General features: G+C 65.7%; 21 protein-coding genes, 7 tRNA genes and 1 riboswitch. Of the genes, 16 read left to right on the top strand and 12 right to left on the bottom strand.

Annotated features, from left to right (window positions below):
- Positions 1–48 precede the first annotated feature (48 nt).
- From LOC60_RS08325 to LOC60_RS08315, 3 genes are all read left to right on the top strand, one after another.
- On the top strand, positions 49–633 hold the full coding sequence (locus LOC60_RS08325; RefSeq protein ID WP_230024348.1) for a hypothetical protein: 585 nt from the start codon (positions 49–51) through the stop codon (positions 631–633).
- 118 nt (positions 634–751) lie between these two features.
- The gene (locus tag LOC60_RS08320) at positions 752–1,198 is read left to right on the top strand and encodes a hypothetical protein (RefSeq protein WP_230024347.1); all 447 of its coding nucleotides are present in this window, start codon (positions 752–754) and stop codon (positions 1,196–1,198) included.
- A 37-nt stretch (positions 1,199–1,235) separates the two neighbouring features.
- Positions 1,236–1,733, top strand: coding sequence for an SRPBCC domain-containing protein (locus LOC60_RS08315; RefSeq protein WP_230024346.1), 498 nt, complete (start codon positions 1,236–1,238; stop codon positions 1,731–1,733).
- On the opposite strand, the gene LOC60_RS08310 is transcribed toward LOC60_RS08315, so the two are convergent.
- The 8 genes from LOC60_RS08310 to LOC60_RS08275 all read right to left on the bottom strand — a co-directional run bounded on the left by LOC60_RS08310 (position 1,723) and on the right by LOC60_RS08275 (position 3,959).
- Complete coding sequence (locus LOC60_RS08310) at positions 1,723–2,700, bottom strand: GNAT family N-acetyltransferase (protein WP_230024345.1); 978 nt, start codon at positions 2,698–2,700, stop codon at positions 1,723–1,725. The genes LOC60_RS08315 and LOC60_RS08310 overlap by 11 nt on opposite strands.
- A gap of 94 nt (positions 2,701–2,794) precedes the next feature.
- Positions 2,795–3,079, bottom strand: a complete 285-nt coding sequence (locus LOC60_RS08305; RefSeq protein ID WP_230024343.1) for a hypothetical protein — start codon at positions 3,077–3,079, stop codon at positions 2,795–2,797.
- 234 nt (positions 3,080–3,313) lie between these two features.
- Positions 3,314–3,387: transfer RNA gene (locus tag LOC60_RS08300), tRNA-Gly, on the bottom strand.
- A 25-nt stretch (positions 3,388–3,412) separates the two neighbouring features.
- Positions 3,413–3,484 (bottom strand) — tRNA-Val (locus LOC60_RS08295).
- 56 nt (positions 3,485–3,540) lie between these two features.
- Positions 3,541–3,614, bottom strand: a tRNA-Gly gene (locus tag LOC60_RS08290).
- A gap of 28 nt (positions 3,615–3,642) precedes the next feature.
- Positions 3,643–3,714, bottom strand: a tRNA-Val gene (locus tag LOC60_RS08285).
- A gap of 28 nt (positions 3,715–3,742) precedes the next feature.
- Positions 3,743–3,816, bottom strand: a tRNA-Cys gene (locus LOC60_RS08280).
- A 69-nt stretch (positions 3,817–3,885) separates the two neighbouring features.
- Positions 3,886–3,959: transfer RNA gene (locus LOC60_RS08275), tRNA-Gly, on the bottom strand.
- 212 nt (positions 3,960–4,171) lie between these two features.
- Between LOC60_RS08275 and LOC60_RS08270 the strand changes: the two genes are divergently transcribed.
- The 11 genes from LOC60_RS08270 to LOC60_RS08220 all read left to right on the top strand — a co-directional run bounded on the left by LOC60_RS08270 (position 4,172) and on the right by LOC60_RS08220 (position 13,848).
- Positions 4,172–4,243: transfer RNA gene (locus LOC60_RS08270), tRNA-Val, on the top strand.
- Positions 4,244–4,324: 81 nt separating this feature from the next.
- Positions 4,325–5,272 carry a PD-(D/E)XK nuclease family protein gene (locus tag LOC60_RS08265; RefSeq protein WP_230024342.1) on the top strand — a complete coding sequence of 316 codons (948 nt, stop codon included), beginning with the start codon at positions 4,325–4,327 and terminating at the stop codon, positions 5,270–5,272.
- Between the two features lie 74 nt (positions 5,273–5,346).
- On the top strand, positions 5,347–5,949 hold the full coding sequence (def, locus tag LOC60_RS08260; protein ID WP_230024341.1) for a peptide deformylase: 603 nt from the start codon (positions 5,347–5,349) through the stop codon (positions 5,947–5,949).
- 12 nt (positions 5,950–5,961) lie between these two features.
- Entirely contained in the window at positions 5,962–6,891 is a 930-nt protein-coding gene (fmt, locus tag LOC60_RS08255) for a methionyl-tRNA formyltransferase (RefSeq protein WP_230024496.1), read from the top strand.
- On the top strand, positions 6,888–8,390 hold the full coding sequence (locus tag LOC60_RS08250) for an RsmB/NOP family class I SAM-dependent RNA methyltransferase (RefSeq protein ID WP_230024340.1): 1,503 nt from the start codon (positions 6,888–6,890) through the stop codon (positions 8,388–8,390). Before fmt ends, LOC60_RS08250 begins: the two co-directional genes overlap by 4 nt.
- 10 nt (positions 8,391–8,400) lie before the next feature.
- Entirely contained in the window at positions 8,401–9,069 is a 669-nt protein-coding gene (gene rpe / locus LOC60_RS08245) for a ribulose-phosphate 3-epimerase (protein ID WP_229952130.1), read from the top strand.
- Between the two features lie 9 nt (positions 9,070–9,078).
- Positions 9,079–9,224: riboswitch (FMN riboswitch) on the top strand.
- Between the two features lie 134 nt (positions 9,225–9,358).
- Positions 9,359–10,042 carry a nicotinamide riboside transporter PnuC gene (gene pnuC, locus LOC60_RS08240; RefSeq protein WP_230024339.1) on the top strand — a complete coding sequence of 228 codons (684 nt, stop codon included), beginning with the start codon at positions 9,359–9,361 and terminating at the stop codon, positions 10,040–10,042.
- 56 nt (positions 10,043–10,098) lie between these two features.
- Positions 10,099–10,512 carry a DUF1801 domain-containing protein gene (locus LOC60_RS08235; RefSeq protein ID WP_230024338.1) on the top strand — a complete coding sequence of 138 codons (414 nt, stop codon included), beginning with the start codon at positions 10,099–10,101 and terminating at the stop codon, positions 10,510–10,512.
- 115 nt (positions 10,513–10,627) lie between these two features.
- Positions 10,628–11,722 carry a DNA alkylation repair protein gene (locus LOC60_RS08230; protein WP_230024337.1) on the top strand — a complete coding sequence of 365 codons (1,095 nt, stop codon included), beginning with the start codon at positions 10,628–10,630 and terminating at the stop codon, positions 11,720–11,722.
- A gap of 35 nt (positions 11,723–11,757) precedes the next feature.
- Positions 11,758–12,573 (top strand): CPBP family intramembrane glutamic endopeptidase, encoded by an 816-nt coding sequence (locus LOC60_RS08225; protein WP_230024335.1) that lies wholly within the window; start codon positions 11,758–11,760, stop codon positions 12,571–12,573.
- Between the two features lie 18 nt (positions 12,574–12,591).
- A complete protein-coding gene (locus tag LOC60_RS08220) occupies positions 12,592–13,848 on the top strand; it encodes an MFS transporter (protein WP_230024334.1) in 1,257 nt (418 codons plus the stop codon).
- 5 nt (positions 13,849–13,853) lie between these two features.
- Here the strand turns inward: LOC60_RS08220 and LOC60_RS08215 are convergent, their stop codons facing one another.
- From LOC60_RS08215 to LOC60_RS08200, 4 genes are all read right to left on the bottom strand, one after another.
- Positions 13,854–14,276 carry a RidA family protein gene (locus tag LOC60_RS08215; RefSeq protein ID WP_230024333.1) on the bottom strand — a complete coding sequence of 141 codons (423 nt, stop codon included), beginning with the start codon at positions 14,274–14,276 and terminating at the stop codon, positions 13,854–13,856.
- 275 nt (positions 14,277–14,551) lie between these two features.
- Entirely contained in the window at positions 14,552–15,874 is a 1,323-nt protein-coding gene (locus LOC60_RS08210) for an NtaA/DmoA family FMN-dependent monooxygenase (protein WP_230024332.1), read from the bottom strand.
- Between the two features lie 300 nt (positions 15,875–16,174).
- On the bottom strand, positions 16,175–16,564 hold the full coding sequence (locus tag LOC60_RS08205) for a MerR family transcriptional regulator (RefSeq protein ID WP_230024331.1): 390 nt from the start codon (positions 16,562–16,564) through the stop codon (positions 16,175–16,177).
- A gap of 35 nt (positions 16,565–16,599) precedes the next feature.
- Complete coding sequence (locus LOC60_RS08200; RefSeq protein ID WP_229952123.1) at positions 16,600–16,950, bottom strand: ArsR/SmtB family transcription factor; 351 nt, start codon at positions 16,948–16,950, stop codon at positions 16,600–16,602.
- A gap of 94 nt (positions 16,951–17,044) precedes the next feature.
- On the opposite strand from LOC60_RS08200, the gene arsB reads away from it, so the two are divergent.
- Together arsB and LOC60_RS08190 are read left to right on the top strand one after the other, a co-directional pair.
- The gene (arsB, locus tag LOC60_RS08195; protein ID WP_269440168.1) at positions 17,045–18,178 is read left to right on the top strand and encodes an ACR3 family arsenite efflux transporter; all 1,134 of its coding nucleotides are present in this window, start codon (positions 17,045–17,047) and stop codon (positions 18,176–18,178) included.
- A complete protein-coding gene (locus LOC60_RS08190; RefSeq protein WP_230024330.1) occupies positions 18,175–18,594 on the top strand; it encodes an arsenate reductase ArsC in 420 nt (139 codons plus the stop codon). The genes arsB and LOC60_RS08190 overlap by 4 nt, the downstream gene beginning before the upstream one ends.
- Positions 18,595–18,603: the final 9 nt, after the last annotated feature.

Raw genomic sequence — 18,603 nt, 5'->3', positions numbered from 1 at the left:
ACCACTGCCCCCTGTTTGCGAGCTGCAAGGCGGTGCCAGAATGAAGGCATGCCTCCGCAAGTCATTCCGATGCTGCCGTGCGCGGACATTGACGAGATAGCCGCCTTCTTTTCCGCGATGGCGTTCCAGGTCCGGTACCGGCAGACTAAGCCGAACCCCTACCTGGCACTGGAAGGATACGGTTTTCCGTTGCACTACTACGTGCTGGAGGGGCACCGCACCGAAGAATCACACAGCACCTGCGGGATCCTGGTGCCGGACACGGGAGCGCTCTTTGACTCGTTCGCAACAGGTCTCCAGGCTGCCTACGGCAAGCTGCCGATTTCGGGCTATCCCCGCATCACCCGCCCGCGGAGGCGCACGAATGCGGATGGGAGGACCGGATTCAGCCTGATCGATCCGGCGGGAAACTGGATTCGAATCATGAACGAAGCCCCGGTTCCGCAGGCTGAGACAGCGTCCTCGCCCCTTGGCCGAAGCCTGGACAACGCCGTAGTCCTCGCTGACAGCAAGGGCGATACGGCCCAGGCCGCCAAGATCCTCTCGGGTGCCATCCGCCGCGCCGATGCCGCGGACCCCGGAATGCCCGCTGCCCGTGAATTCCTGGCAGAGCTGGAAGAACGGATGCGATAGGCGGCTGCACCTCGGGGCGGCAAGGAAATGGGGTAGCGTTCCCTAATCAGGACCGCCCGTGGAAACGATGAGGGGGAAAGCCATGGCGCCGCAGGCACCGGCAAGCAGTGTCAGGTTCGTGGAACGTTCGCCCGGATGGCTTCGGTGGGGAGGCGGTGCCTTTCTTGCGGCCGTCGGGGCCGCGTTGGCGGGTGGGGCAGCTGTCGAGTCGGTCTGGCATCTGTATGTAGCCGCCGCAGCGTTCCTGCTAGCTGCCGGCTGGTGGTGTTTCGTTGCGCGGATTACGGTCTCGGTGGACCAGCAGGCCGTCACCCTGAGAGGACCCCTGTGGAAGCGCACCATTCAGCGCCAAAACGTGCAGGACATCATGGTGGCCAAAGACAACGGGCAGAACACCGGACTCGTGAACTGGCCGGTGACGCGGCACGGACGCGGCTCCCTGACGAGACTGAATATGGGCGGCGCCGGTGCTGTCACGTTCTCCGACGCCGGTGGCCACCGCTACCAGGTGGTGCTGGCTGATCTCGCGTCCGCTGAACAGATGGCACTGGCCATCGGAAACTGATCCGTGCGGCGCGTATCTGTATGCCACAATCTTCGACATGCCGCTCACCTCTGTATCAACCGCCGACGGTTCGCTTCTGATTTCCTGGGCGTTTTCCGTCCCGGCACAAGCCGTGTGGGCGGGGTTCACTGACGCCGCCCTTTTGTCCCAGTGGCTGGGCCGTCCCCTTGAATGCGACGCTCGGACTGGCGGAACAATCGTCGTCGACCATAGCGGAGGCTACTTGTCGCGCAGCGTCATTACTGACATGGACGAGCCTCGCCGGTTGGCCATGAGCTGGGAGTTCCCCGAGGAACCCGAGTCGCGGATCAGCATCCGGCTGGGTGACACGGAGGCGGGGGCGGTGATGGACTTCGTGCACTACGGTCTGGGGACCCTCGTCGATTCCTACGGCCCCGGCTGGATTACCCACCTCGTGTATTTGGAAGCCGCCGTCGCCGGCGCCGCCATTCCTGCCGCACAGTTCTGGCCTCTGCATGCCACTTTCGAGGCGTTGTATACCGCAAGCGTGGCAGCGGACGCGGTCACGGGCTGACGGTTTCCTTCTGCAGGATGATTTCCGTCTCCACGGGCGTGAAACCCATCCGTGCGTTGATGGAACGCATCCAGACATTTCGGTCATCGCTGCTGGTCCGGACCCTATGCACATTGCCGGATTCGACAGCCCGGTGCAGGGACGCCAACTTCACGGCTGCTCCGAGGCCGTGGCCGCGGTGGCCGGAGACGACGAGCGTTCCTTCAATCTGTGCCGGGCGGCCCCCATCGGCGGCCGCCAGCAGGCAGGTCCAGGCCGCCACGTTGCCTTTCGGGTCCACGGCAATCGACTCGATGACCGTGGATCCCTGGGCCATCCAGAGGTTCAGCTCGTCGGCATATTCCTCGGGCGATACAGGGGTTTCACCCCAGCCGAGATCACCGTTGGGCGCCTCGGCGTCCACCAGGCCCTTGATCTGGCCTACCTGTTCACGGAACCGCCCCGGGACGCCGTTGACGTGCGTTGAGATTTCGTAGCCGGGCGTCGTCGTCGGACTCGCTAGCTGCATATCCCGGAGATCAAGTTCCACGACGGTTTCGGTGCTTGCCGGGGCGTAACCCAGGCGGGAGGCAAACTTCCGGGTGAGCGCATCAATTTCATCGGTGGTGGACCGGTAGGCGCTTGTCACGAACCGCGTGGTCGACGCCGGACTCGCACCTTCCGCTGCACGGGCCAGTGCGGATCCAACTCCGTTGTTCTGATGGGCAGGATCAACCCAGACGAATATCCATGTGGTGTCCGGGGTGTCGGTTGAATTCATTCCGGCCGCGAAGCCAAGCAAGGCGGTCCCGTTCCAGGCACCGAACAGCTGGTTCCGCCATCCGTTGGGTGTGCGCCACCCCAGAACCCGGGCCTCCCTGCCGAGGGGAATCCAATCGGGCCGAACGCTTTGGTTTGCAGCGCATTCAACGCGGTAGGCATCGGCCATGACGGCATCATCATTGAGGTCTACGGGGTGGATTTCCATAGGCCACACTCTAAGCAGTTAAAACAATTCCGGCACGGAGCTCAAAGAACGCCGCGCCGGATTTGGTGTCCGGCACTAGGCCGGAAAACGCTGGTTACGCGTTGTTGTTGCTGTTGTGTCCACGGTGGCCGGACTTTGCCAGACCGCGGGCAACCATCAGGCCGACCGTGAGGAAGGTGATGTATTCCATTGCCTGTGCGGCGTTGAATGCGTCAAGGCCGTTTTCGCTGGCGTTGTCGCCGACAACTGCAGCCGTGATGACCGTGGCAATGACGGCCAGGACGTAAACGGCGAATTCGAGGGTCCGCGTGGACACCTTGATGTCGTTGGCGTTGCGGACGGTGGTGTTGTGATCGTTGTGAGTCTGCGTGTTAGCCATGTGGTTCTCCTCAAGTAGTGGTGTGAGCGGCCTAAGGGCCATGCAACTTTGATCCCGCTACTGAAACCAGGTCGACATATTCTCTACGACAAACACTTTATCTGTAGGCCAACTAATAAGCAAACTTAGGTTTTCTCCGCCGAGCGAACCCAGGCCTCAAACACCGCGTGTTAAACAAAAGAAGGAACAGGCAAAAACCTGTTCCTTCTAAGCCGGCACCAAAGGCCGGGGGAGAGCGGACGACGGGATTCGAACCCGCGACATCCACCTTGGCAAGGTGGTGCTCTAGCCAGCTGAGCTACGTCCGCAAATATAGACAGTCGAAACTGTCCGTGCGCGATACTGGGATCGAACCAGTGACCTCTTCCGTGTCAGGGAAGCGCGCTACCGCTGCGCCAATCGCGCCCTAAACTGCTCGGCCCGTTCAGGATTACTCCTGGAAAACCATAAGCAGAAGGGAGAGCGGACGACGGGATTCGAACCCGCGACATCCACCTTGGCAAGGTGGTGCTCTAGCCAGCTGAGCTACGTCCGCAAGAAAAGCACTGAAACAGTACTGTTCGTGCGCGATACTGGGATCGAACCAGTGACCTCTTCCGTGTCAGGGAAGCGCGCTACCGCTGCGCCAATCGCGCCCATAAATGGGTTTTCTACAATCCACTGTGGAGGTGGGGACGGGATTCGAACCCGCGTATACGGCTTTGCAGGCCGCTGCCTCGCCTCTCGGCCACCCCACCGTAACCGCCGCATAAAGCTTTGGCTGACCGATCCCGGGAAACCGGGAGCGGCTTGTACAGTGACTTGCGAGCGGACGACGGGATTCGAACCCGCGACATCCACCTTGGCAAGGTGGTGCTCTAGCCAGCTGAGCTACGTCCGCATGTTGATCAGGTGAGGAGCTAACGCCCCCGGATTGCTTGCGCTTTCCGCGGCGAACCCCCGCTTTCCAACGAAGAAAAACTCTATAGGACGTTTGCGGGTTCGTCCAATCGGTCCCCGGTTCGCCGCGGGTTTGGACTCGCGGGGGATCTGGGCTAGCATCTTTAGACGTTGGAGTGCTTGCGGGCGCATCAACACGATTTGGCAAAAGAAGGGCGATTGGCGCAGTGGTAGCGCGCTTCGTTCACACCGAAGAGGTCACTGGTTCGAACCCAGTATCGCCCACCCTTTCTTACAGCAGGCATCAGGAATCGCTCCTGGTGCCTGTTTTGGTTAAACGTCAGAGCCGGGTGACAAACTGTCTATATGACTGAACCAGCACTGGCACACGCCACCGAATACGGGCGGATGTACTCGCGGTCGCTCTCCGAGCCGCCCACGGTCCCGTCCATCACTACGGTCATTTCCCAGGGTTCCACGTCCCTGGACGGCTGGCACAGCTACATGGCGGCCTCCGCCGTCGTGAAGGACCCCAAACTTACCGCCGCCCTCGGCAGCCCGTCGCAGCTGCGCTCCGTGGTGAAGGAAGCGTCCTCGGCCTCCGAGCGCTACCGCGACGCCGCCGCCCAGCGGGGCACGCGCGTCCACTTCTACTGTGAGCAGGTTGCGCTCCGTGCCCTGGACCGGCCCCACGAACTCGACCGTGCCCGCGAGGAACTGGCGTCCCGCGGAGAGCACCAGTTCGCGGACCGGTTCGACGAATGGTGGACGCTGTACGACGTCCAGCCCATCGCTCCGGAAATCACGGTGTGGAACGCCGAACTCGGCTATGCCGGCACCCTGGACCTGGTGGCACGGATCGGCGGACGGCTGTGCCTGATTGATTACAAGACCAAGAACACCGACCGCGACGGCCAGGTGAAGCAGCTGGACGACAAGGTGGTGATGCAGCTGGTCGCCGGCATGAAGGCGCAGGAATCGCTGGTTGACGCGGCTGCCGGCACCTGGGAGCCGTGGGCCTACGGGCAGGATCCGCTGCTGCTGGGCGTTGCCGTCGGGCAGACCGAGGTGCGTCCCATGCGCGCCAACCCGGACGTACTGCCGCAGCACTGGTTCAAGTTCTGCGCACTGCGCCGGGTCTGGCAGACCAACATCGACGCCGCAGCGGCAGGCCGTGCCCTGCTTCCCGTCCCGCCGCCTCCGGTCGGCGCGCACGAGACCGCAGCCCCGCAGGCCTCCGCGCCTCAGGCCCCCGCCCCGCAGGCATCCGCGGACCCGCAGACTTCGGTGCCGGCGGGCGCTCCCCGGCCCTGATCGTCCCGGTCAGCGGCGGAGCCAACTAGACTGGAGTCCGATCCCATGCAGCAACAGTAAGGAACGAACTCCCGATGGCCATCCTGACTATCCGCACGCTCGGCGACCCGGTCCTGCGGACCCGCGCCGAAGACGTGACCGACTTCGGCCCCGAACTGGCGAAGCTGGTAGCGGACATGGAAGAAACCATGGAGGACGTTGAAGGTGCCGGACTGGCCGCACCCCAGGTGGGCGTCAGCCTCCGCGTCTTCACCTACCGCGTCGACGGGCAGGCCGGACACGTAGTCAACCCCGTCCTGGAACTGAGCGAAGACCGTCAGCCGGACCATCTGGAAGGCTGCCTGTCCATCCCCGGGCTCGGCTACCCTGTTCCGCGGTACCGCTGGACCCGTGTCACGGGCAAGGACATGCACGGCAACCCGATCAGCATCGAGGGCGAAGGTATGCTCGCCCGCTGCTTCCAGCATGAAACGGACCATCTGGACGGCGTCCTCTACATTGACCGTCTCGAAGGTGAGCACCGCAAGGAAGCCCTGCGTGCCATCCGGCAGCGCGAATACGATGCCATCGCGGACCGGACGGTGGCCCAGCGCGCCCAGAACGTGGGATCCAGCTTTGGTACCTTCGGCCAGGCGACGCCGGGCAAGGGCACCTTCGGCAACACGACCGGAGCCTAGGTCCGCGTGGCACTGCGAGTCTTGTTTGCCGGCACACCCTCGGTGGCCGTGCCGTCCCTTGACGCACTGATCGACGCCGGGTTCGACGTCGTCGGCGTCCTCACCCGCCCCGACGCACCGCTGGGCCGCAAGAAGGTCCTGACGCCCTCACCTGTCGCGGTCCGCGCGCAGGAACTGGGCCTTCCGGTGATCCGCGCCGCGAAGGTGGACGACGAAGCGATCGCCGCCATCTCCGCGCTGGAGCCCGACGTCGCCGCGATCGTCGCGTACGGCGCCCTGGTTCCGGCCCGCGCCCTCACCGTGCCGAAGCACGGTTGGATTAACCTGCACTTCTCGCTGCTGCCCGCCTGGCGCGGCGCCGCCCCCGTGCAGCACGCGGTCATTGCCGGGGACGACATCACCGGCGCCTCCACGTTCCTGCTGGAAACCGGCCTGGACACCGGCCCCGTCTACGGCACGCTCACCGAAACGGTGCGGCCCGAGGACACCAGCGGTGACCTGCTCGAACGCCTCTCGCACTCCGGTGCCGTGCTGCTGGCCCAGACCCTCAGCGCGGTCGACGCCGGCGCGGCGGTGCCCGTGCCGCAGCAGGGCGAGATCACCCTGGCGCCGAAGCTCAGCATCGACGACGCCCGCGTGGACTGGCAGCAGCCCGCCCTCGCCATCCGCCGCCGGATCAACGGCGTTACCCCCGAACCCGGCGCCTGGACCACCTGGGACGGCGCCCGGTTCAAGATCGGTGCGGCCGTGCTGCGCCCCGATGTCACCGACCTGCGCCCCGGCCAGGTCCGCTTCACCGGCGGCGGGGACGCCGCCGCCGTCGTGGGCACCGGCTCGCACGGACTCGAACTGCTGCGTGTCCAGCCCGCAGGCAAGAAAATGATGCCGGGGCCCGACTGGGCCCGCGGCCTCGCCAACCGTGAGGACGTGGTCTTCGAATGACCCACCAGCCCGACCAGCCCAACAAACACCGCAACGACAAGGGCCACGAACGCCGCCGCGCCGCCGTGAAGACCCGCACCGCCGCTGCCCCCGGCCAGCGCACCCGCGCCGCGGATCCGGCCCGGCTGGTGGCCTTTGAGGTGCTCCGCGCCGTCTCCGGCGAGGACGCCTACGCCAACCTCGTGCTGCCCAAGAGCATCCGCAAGCACCGGCTGGACAAGCGCGACGCCGGCTTCGCCACCGAACTGGCCTACGGCGCGCTGCGCGGCCAGGGCACGTATGACGCCATCCTCGCCAAATGCGTGGACCGCCCGCTGGAACGCCTGGACCCCGCCGTCCTCGACGCCCTGCGGATCGGCACGCACCAGCTGCTGGCCATGCGTGTACCCGCCCATGCGGCCCTGGACCAGACCGTCGGCCTGGCCCGCGCCGTGATCGGCGCCGGTCCGTCCGCCCTGATCAACGCGGTACTGCGCAAGGTCGCCGCCCGCAGCCTGGACGAGTGGGTGGAGATCCTCACCGAGGGTGAAGCCGACGCCGTGAAACGCTCCGCCATCGAGCACTCCCATCCGGAGTGGATTGTCCGCGCCCTGCGCCAGTCCCTGGTGGCGCACGGCCGCAGCGTAGACGAGATCACCGATCTACTGCGCGCCGACAACGATGCCCCGGTCGTGAACCTGGTCGCCCTGCCCGGCCTCGGCAACCTCGACGAGGCCCGCGCCGCCGGAGCCGTGGACGGCGAGCTCGTGAAGGACTCTGCACTGTTCTCCGCCGGCGACGTCGGCCGGCTGGACTCGGTCCGCGCCGGCACCACCCGGGTGCAGGACGCCGGCTCGCAGCTGGTGGCCCGCGCCCTGGCCGAACTGGACCTCGGCGGTGCTTCCGTGGATGAAGACGGCGTGGAAAAGTGGCTGGATATGTGCGCCGGTCCCGGCGGCAAGGCCGCACTGCTGGCCGCCCTCGCGCACGAATCCGGCGCCGTGCTGCTGGCCAACGAACCGGCTCCGCACCGGGCGCAGCTGGTCCGCCAGGCACTGGACGCGGTGCCGGGGGAGACCTGGAACGTGCGTACCGGGGACGGCCGCACCATCGCCGAGGACTACCCGGAAACCTTCGACCGGATTCTCGTGGACGCTCCGTGCACCGGCCTGGGGGCCCTGCGCCGCCGCCCGGAATCCCGCTGGCGCCGCAAGCCCACCGACGTCGGCGAACTCGGCATCCTGCAGCGCGAACTGCTCACCACCGCCGTGGACGCGGTCAAGCCCGGGGGAGTGGTGGCCTACGTAACGTGCTCCCCGCACCCGGCCGAGACCACCGCCGTCGTCGCCGATGTGATGCGCAAACGCAATGACCTGGAACTGCTCGACGCCGGTGCCGCCCTGGACGCAGTCAGCCTGCCCGGCGCGCTGGAAGCCGGCCACGAATCCACCGCCCAGCTCTGGCCGCACATCCACGCCACCGACGCCATGTTCCTGGCGCTGATCCGCCGCAAAATCTAGGAGACCCTTCGTGAGCAAGTGCTGCATCAACCCGAGCATCCTCTCGGCCGACTTCGTGAACCTCGAAGCCGAGCTGCAGCGGATCAGCGCCGCGGACGCCGTGCACGTGGACGTTATGGACAACCACTTCGTCCCGAACCTGACCATCGGGCTGCCCGTGGTGGAACGGATCCAGCAGGTGTCCGCGCTGCCGCTGGACGCGCACCTGATGATCGCCGACGTCGACCGCTGGGCTCCGCTGTACGCCGAGGCAGGCCTCGCGTCGGTCACGTTCCATGTGGAGGCGTCGACGGCGCCGATCAAGCTCGCGCGCGACCTGCGGGAGCGCGGCGCGAAGGCCGGCATGGCCCTGCGTCCGGCGACCCCGGTGGAGCCGTACCTGGACATGCTGTCCGAGCTGGACATGCTGCTGATCATGACGGTGGAGCCGGGCTTCGGCGGGCAGAAGTTCCTGGACGTGACGCTGCCGAAAATCCGCCGCGCCGCCGAAGCCGTTCGCGGCTCCGGGCTGCCGCTGGCCATCCAGGTGGACGGCGGAATCTCCCCGGAGACCATCGAACGGGCAGCCGAGGCCGGTGCGAATGTGTTCGTGGCCGGCTCGGCGGTGTACGGCGCCGGTGATCCCAATGACGCTATCCGCAAACTTCGCGCTTCCGCCGAAGCGGCTGTGCAAGAATAGTTAGCAACAAACGTGCTCCGGGGTCGGTGTAATTCCGAACCGGCGGTTATAGTCCGCGACCCGCACTGCTGATCCGAGAACCTCGGGGAGGCGGTTCGGTTGAATCGGTGAAATTCCGATACCGACAGTTAAAGTCTGGATGGGAGAAGCACGTGCAGTTTGTTGTTCCGCCGGCTTTGCTGACCCTTCGAGGTCCCCTTTTGCAGGGGTGACCCCTCGGACCGGTAGCACCCCGGCGACGCATCGTACTGTCGTACCCCCGGAGCACCCGCTTAGGGATAAGGACGACATGGATTTTCTGCGATGGCTCTTTGAGGCACAGATTCCGGTGGGCTCAAGCTCACTGCTGGTGCGCGAACTGGTGGGCAACATCTTCGGGCTGCTCAGCGCCTTCGGCGGTATGCGCCGTAAAGTGTGGGCCTGGCCCGTCGGCATCCTGGGCAACCTGCTCCTGCTGACCGTCTTCCTCGGCTCCATCTTCGGCGCGGCCGATACCGCCACCCTGCTGGGCCAGGCCGGACGGCAGATCATGTTCATTGCCGTGTCGATCTATGGCTGGCGGCGCTGGCAGCAGAGCAAGACCAACGGCGAGGACGCCGTCACCCCGCAGTGGGCCTCTACCAAGGAACGGATCGGGCTGGTCACCATCATGCTGCTCGGAACCGTCGCCCTGACCCCCGTTTTCGCCCGGCTGGGCTCCTACGAACCAGTGTGGGCCGATGCCTGGACCTTCGTCGGTTCGCTGCTGGCCACCTACGGCATGGCCAAAGGCTGGGTTGAGTTCTGGCTGATCTGGGTGGCCGTGGACATTGTGGGCGTGCCCCTGCTCTTCAGCACCGGCTACTACGCCACCGCCTTTATGTACCTCTTCTACGGCGGCTTCACCCTTGCCGGCTTCTTCGTCTGGTGGAAGGCCAAGCGGGACGAGAAGCCGCAGGTGGAAGTGATGATGCCGGACCCGCGTACCCGGTAAAGAACCCTTGGTCGGCGTCCAGGATGGAAGCCGGCCCGGCAACGAGGATGGACGCCATGGAACCAACCAGCACCAGCGTCAGCAGCTTCATTGACGGCGTGGCGTCGCCCGTTCGCCGCCGCGACGCCCAAACCCTACTCGAGCTGATGACGAGGGTCACCGGTGAGCAGCCGGCCATGTGGGGGCCGTCGATTGTCGGCTTCGGCAGCTACCACTACAAATATGCCAGCGGCAGGGAGGGGGACGCCGGTGCGGCGGCATTCTCTCCGCGCAAGGACGCCACCACGGTCTATCTTCCTGACGGAGTGGATACCTACACCGAGCAACTGTCCCTCCTCGGCGACCACAAGACGGGTGCGAGCTGCCTCTACATCAAGGATCTCGGCAACGTGGACATGTCCGTGCTGGAGGACATCATCACCGAGTCCTACCGTCGCGTCAGCGCAGATGATTTCGGCAGCGGGGGCTGAACCCGGTAACCAGTAGGTTAGGGATAGGCTTATCCAGCCCAAATAAAAGAGGCTATTGGATCCAGTCGGCCACTGCCCGCGGGATATCAGAGGGAATGGAAAACGGGGGAGCACCATGGGCACGATGGATGATCTGCTGGGGCCGAACGAGGTCAAGGCCCTGCATGACGCGCTGGCCGCTGCGGCACCCGGGATTTCCTGGGATGGAGTGCTGGCCACCCGGACCCGGCTGGAACCACTGTCGCTGCGCGGCCGGACCGACGCCGTCGCGCACGCCCTCGTTAGCGCGCTGGGCACCTATCCGGCGGCTGCGGTCGCGTTCCGCTCCGCGCTGGAGGATCCGACCTTCACCGGCTGGGCGCTGTGGCCGGTCACCGAGGCGGCCGTCACCTTGGCACTGGCCGACGGCGGCACCCCGGCCTTCGATGATGCGCTGGCTCTGCTCGCTGAACTGACTCCGCGGCTGACCAGCGAGTTCGCCATCCGCCGGCTGCTACGGGCCGATCACGAACGGGCACTGGCCATCATCCGGACCTGGACGGACCATCCCAACGAACATGTCCGCCGGCTGGCCAGCGAGGGGACGCGCCCGTACCTGCCGTGGGCCGTCCGGGTACCGTTGCTGCTCGCTACGTCGGGAGCCACGCTGCCGCTGCTGGACGCGATGCACAATGACGAGTCCGAGTATGTGCGCCGGTCCGTCGCCAACCACACCAATGACCTTGCACGGCACGCGCCCGAGCTGGTGCTTGAGGCGGCCGCGCGCTGGCAGCAGACCGGCACGCCAGGCGCTGCCTGGGTGGTCCGGCGCAGCCTGCGCACCCTGGTGAAAAAGGGCAATCCCGGCGCTCTTGAGCTGATGGGCTTCACGCCGGCACAGGTGAGTGTCACTGCGCTGCGGACGGAAACCTCCAGCCTGGCCCTGCCGGGCGAGCTGGTCTTCGACTTTGTCCTGACGAACACCGGCGACGCCCCGGGCCGCCTGTCGGTGGATTACGCCGTGCACTACGTCAAGGCGAACGGGTCCACGGCGGAGAAGGTCTTCAAGCTGACCACGGTGTCCCTGGACCCGGGGGAGTCCCGGCAGCTGAACGGCCGGCACGGCTTCCGGCAGATGACCACCCGGCGGCACTATGCGGGCACTCACGCCCTGGAAGTGCAGGTCAACGGGATCCGGCACGGCCGGCTGGAGTTTGATCTGGTCCTCTAGGGTCCCCGAGGCCCACCGCTTGTTAGCCTGTGCCCATGAAATCAGTCACCGTCCGGCAGCCCGGGCCCTCCGCCGTCGAGGTCCAACGCGCTGGACGGCGGGCAGCCTTGCTGCTGTTTGTCCGCCTCGGAATGGTGGCGGCCGCAACGGTGGCGGCCTGGTGGATCGTGCAGGCCGTCGACGGTACGGCCACGTTCCCGCCCACGCCGATGCTGGCCGCCCTCAGCCTGATTCCGGTGAACATCGCCTCGCTGCTGCTCGTTTCGCGTCTGCTGAAAAGCGAGGGCTCGAGTCTGCGGTCCCTCTTCGCGCCGCGTCGGTCGGTGCTGCGGGACGCCGGGTGGGGCCTGCTCTGGATCGCGGTCCTCTATGTACCGTTTGTCCTCGCCGTCATGGCCGCGATGTGGGTGCTGCACGGCTCCGGCATGTTCGACGCGTTCGCCACCGTGTTCTACGACCCCGACGCCGCCACGATCGCCTCACCGGTCTGGTCACTGATCCTCGGCATCCTAGCTGTGGTGACATTCGCTCCGTTGAATGCCCCGGCCGAGGAAGCCGTTTACCGCGGCTACGCGCAGTCCCGGCTTTCGGCCTCGTGGTCACCGTGGCCGGCGATGCTCGTCTGTTCCCTGGCCTTCGGCGCGCAGCATGCGTTCTTCGCTCCGACCACCGACGCGATGGTTGTGTACGTGGTTGCCTTCACCGTCTGGGGGCTCGGGTCGGCGCTCATCGTCCGCGCCCAGGGACGCCTGCTGCCGATCACGATCGCGCACCTGCTCGTGAACCTCATGACGAGTTCCCCGGCAGTTGTGTTCCCGATCCTGGTGCTCACCGGCGTCGTGCAGTACTGACCGGATTACGGGACCGCAATGAACCAGATAAATGAAACCGTCCTGATGGATGAGGCGCGCCGTGCCGCAGTTCAGCGGCGTACCCTCACCGTGGTTGTCCTCAGCCAGGTTCTCGGCGGGGCTGGCTTGGCCGCGGGCGTCACGGTGGGGGCCCTCCTGGCGCAGGACATGCTTGGGTCGGAGGGGCTGGCCGGCCTGCCGGCAGGGCTGATTACCCTGGGTTCCGCACTGGCGGCCTACCTTGTGGGAAGGGTTAACCAGCGGGCCGGACGGCGCATTGGACTCGGGTCCGGGTTCATAGCCGGCGGTCTCGGTGCGCTGGGCGTGGTCCTGGCTGCTGTGGTGGACAGCCCTCTTCTGCTGTTTGCGGCGCTGGTCCTTTACGGGGCGGGAACGGCCACCAACCTGCAGGCTCGATATGCCGGAACGGACCTTGCGCTGCCGGACCGCAGGGGACAGGCCATCAGCATTGCGATGGTCTCGACGACGTTCGGGGCGGTTGCCGGACCCAACCTGGTTACGCCCATGGGCCGCTTCGCCGACGGTCTCGGTATCCCTGCCCTGGCCGGCCCGTTCCTTCTTGCCGGAACAGCGTTCCTGGCCGCCGGCGTCGTACTGCTGGTGCTTTTGCGCCCGGATCCGTACTTTCTGGCGCGCGGGTTGGAGAACCGGACGGCGGATACCGTGCCGAGCGACGTCGGTGCGCCGGCAGCCCGTCCGGGGGCCGGAGTCTACGTGGGTGCCGCCGTGATGGTGCTGACACAGATCGCGATGGTGGCGATCATGACCATGACGCCGGTGCATATGAGGTCCCATCACCATGACCTTGCCGCTGTCGGAATGGTCATCGGGGTGCACATCGGCGCGATGTACCTGCCGTCGCTTGTCACGGGGATATTGGTGGACAAACTCGGACGTACTCCAATGGCTATCGCCTCCGGAGTAACCCTGCTCTTGGCTGGAGTCACTGCGGCCCTCGCGCCGGGCGGATCCCTGGGGTTGCTGCTCCTCGCCCTGGCACTGCTCGGCATGGGTTGGAACTTCGGCCTGATTGCCGGCACGGCGCTGGTAGTCGATAACACGTCACCCGAGATCCGCCCCCGCGTCCAAGGCAAGATCGACGTGCTGGTTGCCCTGGCCGGGGCCGGAGGCGGAACCTTGTCCGGCGTGATGATGGCCGGCACCAGCTACGCCGCACTCGCCCTTTCCTGCGGCATCCTGGCCCTACTGCTGATACCGGTGCTGTTCTGGGCCCGGCTCAGCAGGGCGGCCTAAGGTCATTAGTCGCGGACGGCAGCTACCGCTTCGATCTCGACGAGTTGATGGTCGTAGCCCAGCACAGTGACTCCCAGAAGGGTGCTCGGTGCGTCGTGGCTGCCGAAACCATCCCGGACCACTTCCCAGGCGGTGACCAGATCCGCCTGCGAGCTGGACGCGACCAGCACCCGGGTGCTGAGCACGTGCTCGAGTGTCGCCCCCGCCGCGACCAGCGCCAGCTCCAGGTTCTGCATGCACTTCGCAGCCTGCCCGGCGTAATCGCCAATGGCCGCCGTCGAGCCGTCTTCTTCCAGCGGGCAGGATCCCGCGAGGAAAATGAGGCGCGCGTCGGCGGGTGCCGTGGCCGCATAGGCGTACTCGGCGGCGTCGGACAGCTGGGTGGAGCGGACGAGGGTTACCTGGGAGGGCTGCGGGGAGACTGACATGGATGCAGTCTAAGCGGGAGCTATGTCGACACCGAAGACCGACCGTTCCTGCCCGCCGTCTGTTGCTGTCAGCTCGAAGGACATGCCGATCTTCTCCGCAACCCGCCGCGAGGCCGTGTTTTCGGGGCGGGATAGAACTTCATCACCGCGGGATCGCCGAGCATGGACGCCATGGTGTCGAGGTCGCTGTCTGCCATTTCCCGGAAGCGGAGCCGGGCTGTTTCGGGAGGATTCACCTGCACAGCCTACGAAAAAGGCTGTGCAGGCGCTCGAAATTACTGGACTCTGCTGTCGAGCCCGTACTGTTCCGGCACCCCGAGGTGGTCGCGGAGGGTAGTGCCTTCGTAGTCGGTCGGCATGAGGCCGCGTTCCTGAAGGATCGGCACGACCTCGTCGACGAAGGTGTCGATGCCGTCCTCGTAGATATCGACGGATACCCAGAAGCCGTCCACTGCTCCTGCCTCGAACCATTCCTGCATGTGGTCCGCGGTGACGGCCGCATCGCCGACCGGGGTGGGGTGGTAGTCGATGACGCCGTGGGCGAGGATCTCGCGAATGGTCCAGCCTTCGCGGGCCACCTCGAGGGCCCGGAGCGCCCGCGGATCGAACGGGCTTGCCTGGGCTGTTGCCAACTGGTGCGGGGTGAGGGGCTGATCCAGCTGGCCGAGTTCCAGGCTCAGTCCGAGCATTGAGCCAAGGTAGGGAACCCGTTGCGGGAAGATCCGTTCGCCGAGCATAAGGCGCCGGTCCAGTGCGGCTCGCTTGGTGGCGCCGATGGCAGGCATGAGGCCCGCGAAGTATTTGATTTCGTCCGGGTTACGGCCGGCCCGGCGGGCCGCATCGCGGGCTGCCTCCCGCTGGGCGCGTGCATCCTCGATGGAGAAGGCCGCACCGATGACTCCGCTGGCATACCGCCCTGCCAGTCCCAGGCCGTACTCACCGCCCCCTGCAGAGAACATGACAGGCTGTCCCTGCTCGGACGGCGGAATCGGCAGCGGGCCACGCGAGGAGACGAACCTGCCGCGGAGGTCGAGGGGTCGGATTTTCGAGGAATCAGCGAAACGTCCGGTCTCCTTGTTTCTGGTCCAGGCGTCTTTCTGCCAGCTTCCCCATAGTGACTGGGCGATCTGGATCGTCTCGTGGGCACGCTGATACCGCTCCGGCCGCGGAGCTATTTCCTGCCCGAAATTGGCTGCAGCCGAGGGGTCGCTCGTGGTTACGGCATTCCAGCCGGCGCGGCCGTGGCTCATGACGTCGAGCGCTTTGAACTGCCGGGCAATGTTGTAGGGCTCGTTGAAGGTGGTGGATCCGGTGGCAACGAGGCCGATGCGTTCGGTTCCCCGCGCGATGGCCGCCAGGGCCATCATCGGGTCGAGGGACATCTGCGGGGCGTCGTGGTTCACGTCGCTGGTCAGGGCAGGGGTATCAGGCAGGAACAGGAAAGCGACTTTCCCTCGTTCAGCGGCCTGCGCGTACCGGACCATCGCGTCGTAGTCCGTGTAATTGGACGGATCAACCCCGGGCATCCGCCAGGCGGAGGGCTGGGAACCATAACCGTTGTTGAGTTGCATGCCGAGAATCAGTTTGCGCTTGCTCATGAGCGTCCTTTAGGAAAGAAGGGGAAAGTATTCGGAGAAGTGGTCGGCCTGTTGGGGATCAGGCGGCTAATCGCATCGACCTCGGTGTCCCTGGCGACGACAAACGAAGCGATCGCACCCGGAAGGAGCACGCTGCCGCATGGCGCATGGCGCATGGCGCAGGGCGTGCGGGGTTGGCTTCACCCGGTTCGGAGGTCGGGCTGGTGTTGGTGAATCAACACGTGGTTCAGTCATGCACTAATGGTGCAACCTTGCCACTAATGTCAAGGTCAAATCGGAGGCACTTAGACGACGTGCGACCTAGCTCGCGGCAGACTCCCGGGTTCCTGACGCGGCGCGGTCCAGGGCATCAATGTAGCGGGTGAGCGCGTCCCGGTTTTGAGCGAGAAAATCGATCTTCACGTTCATCCGGTCCCGCTCCTGTAACAGGAGATCCCGCAGTTCGGGGTCCGGATTGTCCACGACAATGCTCTGTGGCTTGTCCAGGCACGGAAGGATATCCGCAACGATGCGGGTCGGGATTCCCGAGTCGACCAGGCCGCGGATCTTCCTGACTCTGTCCACGAGGTAATCGTCATAAACGCGGTATCCGTTCTGGAGGCGCCGGGGGCTGATCAGGCCCTGTTCCTCGTAGTACCGCAGCATCCGGGCAGGCACGCCCGTCTTCTTCGCCAGTTCTCCGATACGCATGTTCGTCTATTCTTCCAACTCAGCAGATGTGCTGCTCACCGCGGCGACAAAACAGCAGCAGCGCGTTCGAGCGCACCAGGAACGATGGAGTAGTAGGCCCAGACACCGCGCTTCTCACGGTGCAGGATGCCGGCGTCGACCAGGATCTTCAGATGGTGGGACACCGTCGGCTGGCCCAGTCCGATCGGCTCGGTGAGGTCGCACACGCAGGCTTCCTTGTTCTCCTGGGCGGCGATCAGCGAGACCAGGCGCAGCCGGGTCGGCTCGGCCACAGCCTTGAGCAGCTGGGCGAAGCGCTGGGCGTCTTCGATGCTCAACGCTTCGGAAGTCAGCGGGGTGCAGCAGGCCTCGACGGCGGGAGCGGGAACTGTCAGTGCAGTGGTCACCTGCCCATTATGCACAGATTGACAGGTATCGATATATCCCGGGATACTCAACATCGAAGGATATCGATGTTCTTCAATGTAGGTTGCCCTGTCGATGTCCCTGCCGAGGAGCTTTGTGAGCACGTCCACCGCACCACCCCAGACCGGCCAGGTCACCGCCCGGCTCTCCACCCTGGACCGCTTCCTGCCGCTCTGGATCCTCGCCGCGATGGCCGCCGGACTGCTGCTGGGCCGCCTGGTTCCGGGCATCGGACCCGCGCTGGACTCGGTGAAGGTGTCGAATGTGTCGCTGCCCATCGCCGTCGGCCTGCTGGTGATGATGTATCCGGTGCTGGCCAAGGTCCGCTACGACGAAACCTCGAAGGTCGTCGCCGACCGGAAGCTGATGGTCACGTCGCTGGTGCTCAACTGGGTCGCCGCCCCGGCGTTTATGTTCGCGCTGGCCTGGATCTTCCTGCCGGACCTGCCGGAATACCGCACCGGGCTGATCATTGTTGGCCTGGCCCGCTGCATCGCGATGGTGATGATCTGGAACGACCTGGCCTGCGGTGACCGCGAAGCCGCCGCCGTGCTGGTGGCCATCAACTCCGTCTTCCAGGTCCTCGCCTTTGGTGCCCTGGGCTGGTTCTACCTGCAGGTCCTGCCCGGCTGGCTGGGACTGGAAACCACCAGCGCCGGTTTCTCCTTCTGGTCCATCACGGCCAGTGTGCTCATCTTCCTGGGCATCCCGCTGCTGGCCGGCTTCCTCACCCGCACCCTCGGCGAAAAAGCGAAGGGCCGCGACTGGTACGAAGGCACGTTCATTCCGAAGATCGGCCCGTGGGCGCTCTACGGCCTGCTGTTCACCATCGTGCTGCTCTTCGCCCTGCAGGGGGATGAGATCACCTCGAACCCGCTCGACGTCGCCCGCATCGCCCTGCCGCTGCTGGTCTACTTCCTGGTGGTGTTCGGCGCCGGCATGCTGCTGGGCAAACTCCTGCACCTGGGCTACCCCCGCACCACCACGCTGGCCTTCACCGCCGCCGGCAACAACTTCGAACTCGCCATTGCCGTGGCGATCGGCACCTACGGCGTGACCTCCGGGCAGGCACTGGCCGGCGTCGTCGGACCCCTGATCGAAGTCCCCGTCCTGGTCGCGCTGGTCTATGTCGCCCTCTGGGCGCAGAAGAAATACTGGCCCGCCGCCGCTCCCACCCCTGACGCCTCCACAGAAAAGATGAACCGATGAGCACCACCGAAACCGCAGCCAAGCCCTCCGTCCTGTTCGTCTGCGTGCACAACGCCGGACGGTCGCAGATGGCCGCCGCGTACCTGCGCACCCTCGGCGAGGGACGGATCGAGGTCCGGTCCGCCGGCTCCGCGCCCGCCGCCTCGGTCAACCCGGCCGCCGTCGAGGCCATGGCCGAGGAGGGCATCGACATGTCCGCCGAGCTGCCCAAGGTGCTGACCACCGAGGCCGTGAAGGACTCCGACGTCGTGATCACCATGGGCTGCGGCGACGCCTGCCCGATCTTCCCCGGCAAGCGCTACGAGGACTGGAAGCTCGACGACCCGGCAGGCCAGGGCGTGGAGGCCGTCCGCCCCATCCGCGACGACATCAAGGCACGGATCACCGCGCTCATCGCCGACCTCCTGCCGGCCTAGCAAAACCTT

This window comes from Arthrobacter sp. zg-Y769 (assembly GCF_020907405.1).
Lineage (GTDB): Bacteria > Actinomycetota > Actinomycetes > Actinomycetales > Micrococcaceae > Arthrobacter_B.
This window is presented reverse-complemented; position numbering and strand designations above follow the sequence as displayed.

What these genes read in the sequence shown, in the direction of transcription:
- LOC60_RS08325 (WP_230024348.1), top strand. Translation starts at nt 49, where the DNA reads ATGCCTCCGCAAGTCATTCCGATGCTGCCGTGCGCGGACATTGACGAG.
- LOC60_RS08315 (WP_230024346.1), top strand. Translation starts at nt 1,236, where the DNA reads ATGCCGCTCACCTCTGTATCAACCGCCGACGGTTCGCTTCTGATTTCC.
- LOC60_RS08310 (WP_230024345.1), bottom strand. Translation starts at nt 2,700, where the DNA reads ATGGAAATCCACCCCGTAGACCTCAATGATGATGCCGTCATGGCCGAT.
- LOC60_RS08305 (WP_230024343.1), bottom strand. Translation starts at nt 3,079, where the DNA reads ATGGCTAACACGCAGACTCACAACGATCACAACACCACCGTCCGCAAC.
- LOC60_RS08265 (WP_230024342.1), top strand. Translation starts at nt 4,325, where the DNA reads ATGACTGAACCAGCACTGGCACACGCCACCGAATACGGGCGGATGTAC.
- def (WP_230024341.1), top strand. Translation starts at nt 5,347, where the DNA reads ATGGCCATCCTGACTATCCGCACGCTCGGCGACCCGGTCCTGCGGACC.
- LOC60_RS08250 (WP_230024340.1), top strand. Translation starts at nt 6,888, where the DNA reads ATGACCCACCAGCCCGACCAGCCCAACAAACACCGCAACGACAAGGGC.
- pnuC (WP_230024339.1), top strand. Translation starts at nt 9,359, where the DNA reads ATGGATTTTCTGCGATGGCTCTTTGAGGCACAGATTCCGGTGGGCTCA.
- LOC60_RS08235 (WP_230024338.1), top strand. Translation starts at nt 10,099, where the DNA reads ATGGAACCAACCAGCACCAGCGTCAGCAGCTTCATTGACGGCGTGGCG.
- LOC60_RS08230 (WP_230024337.1), top strand. Translation starts at nt 10,628, where the DNA reads ATGGGCACGATGGATGATCTGCTGGGGCCGAACGAGGTCAAGGCCCTG.
- LOC60_RS08225 (WP_230024335.1), top strand. Translation starts at nt 11,758, where the DNA reads ATGAAATCAGTCACCGTCCGGCAGCCCGGGCCCTCCGCCGTCGAGGTC.
- LOC60_RS08220 (WP_230024334.1), top strand. Translation starts at nt 12,592, where the DNA reads ATGAACCAGATAAATGAAACCGTCCTGATGGATGAGGCGCGCCGTGCC.
- LOC60_RS08215 (WP_230024333.1), bottom strand. Translation starts at nt 14,276, where the DNA reads ATGTCAGTCTCCCCGCAGCCCTCCCAGGTAACCCTCGTCCGCTCCACC.
- LOC60_RS08210 (WP_230024332.1), bottom strand. Translation starts at nt 15,874, where the DNA reads ATGAGCAAGCGCAAACTGATTCTCGGCATGCAACTCAACAACGGTTAT.
- LOC60_RS08205 (WP_230024331.1), bottom strand. Translation starts at nt 16,564, where the DNA reads ATGCGTATCGGAGAACTGGCGAAGAAGACGGGCGTGCCTGCCCGGATG.
- arsB (WP_269440168.1), top strand. Translation starts at nt 17,045, where the DNA reads ATGTCCCTGCCGAGGAGCTTTGTGAGCACGTCCACCGCACCACCCCAG.
- LOC60_RS08190 (WP_230024330.1), top strand. Translation starts at nt 18,175, where the DNA reads ATGAGCACCACCGAAACCGCAGCCAAGCCCTCCGTCCTGTTCGTCTGC.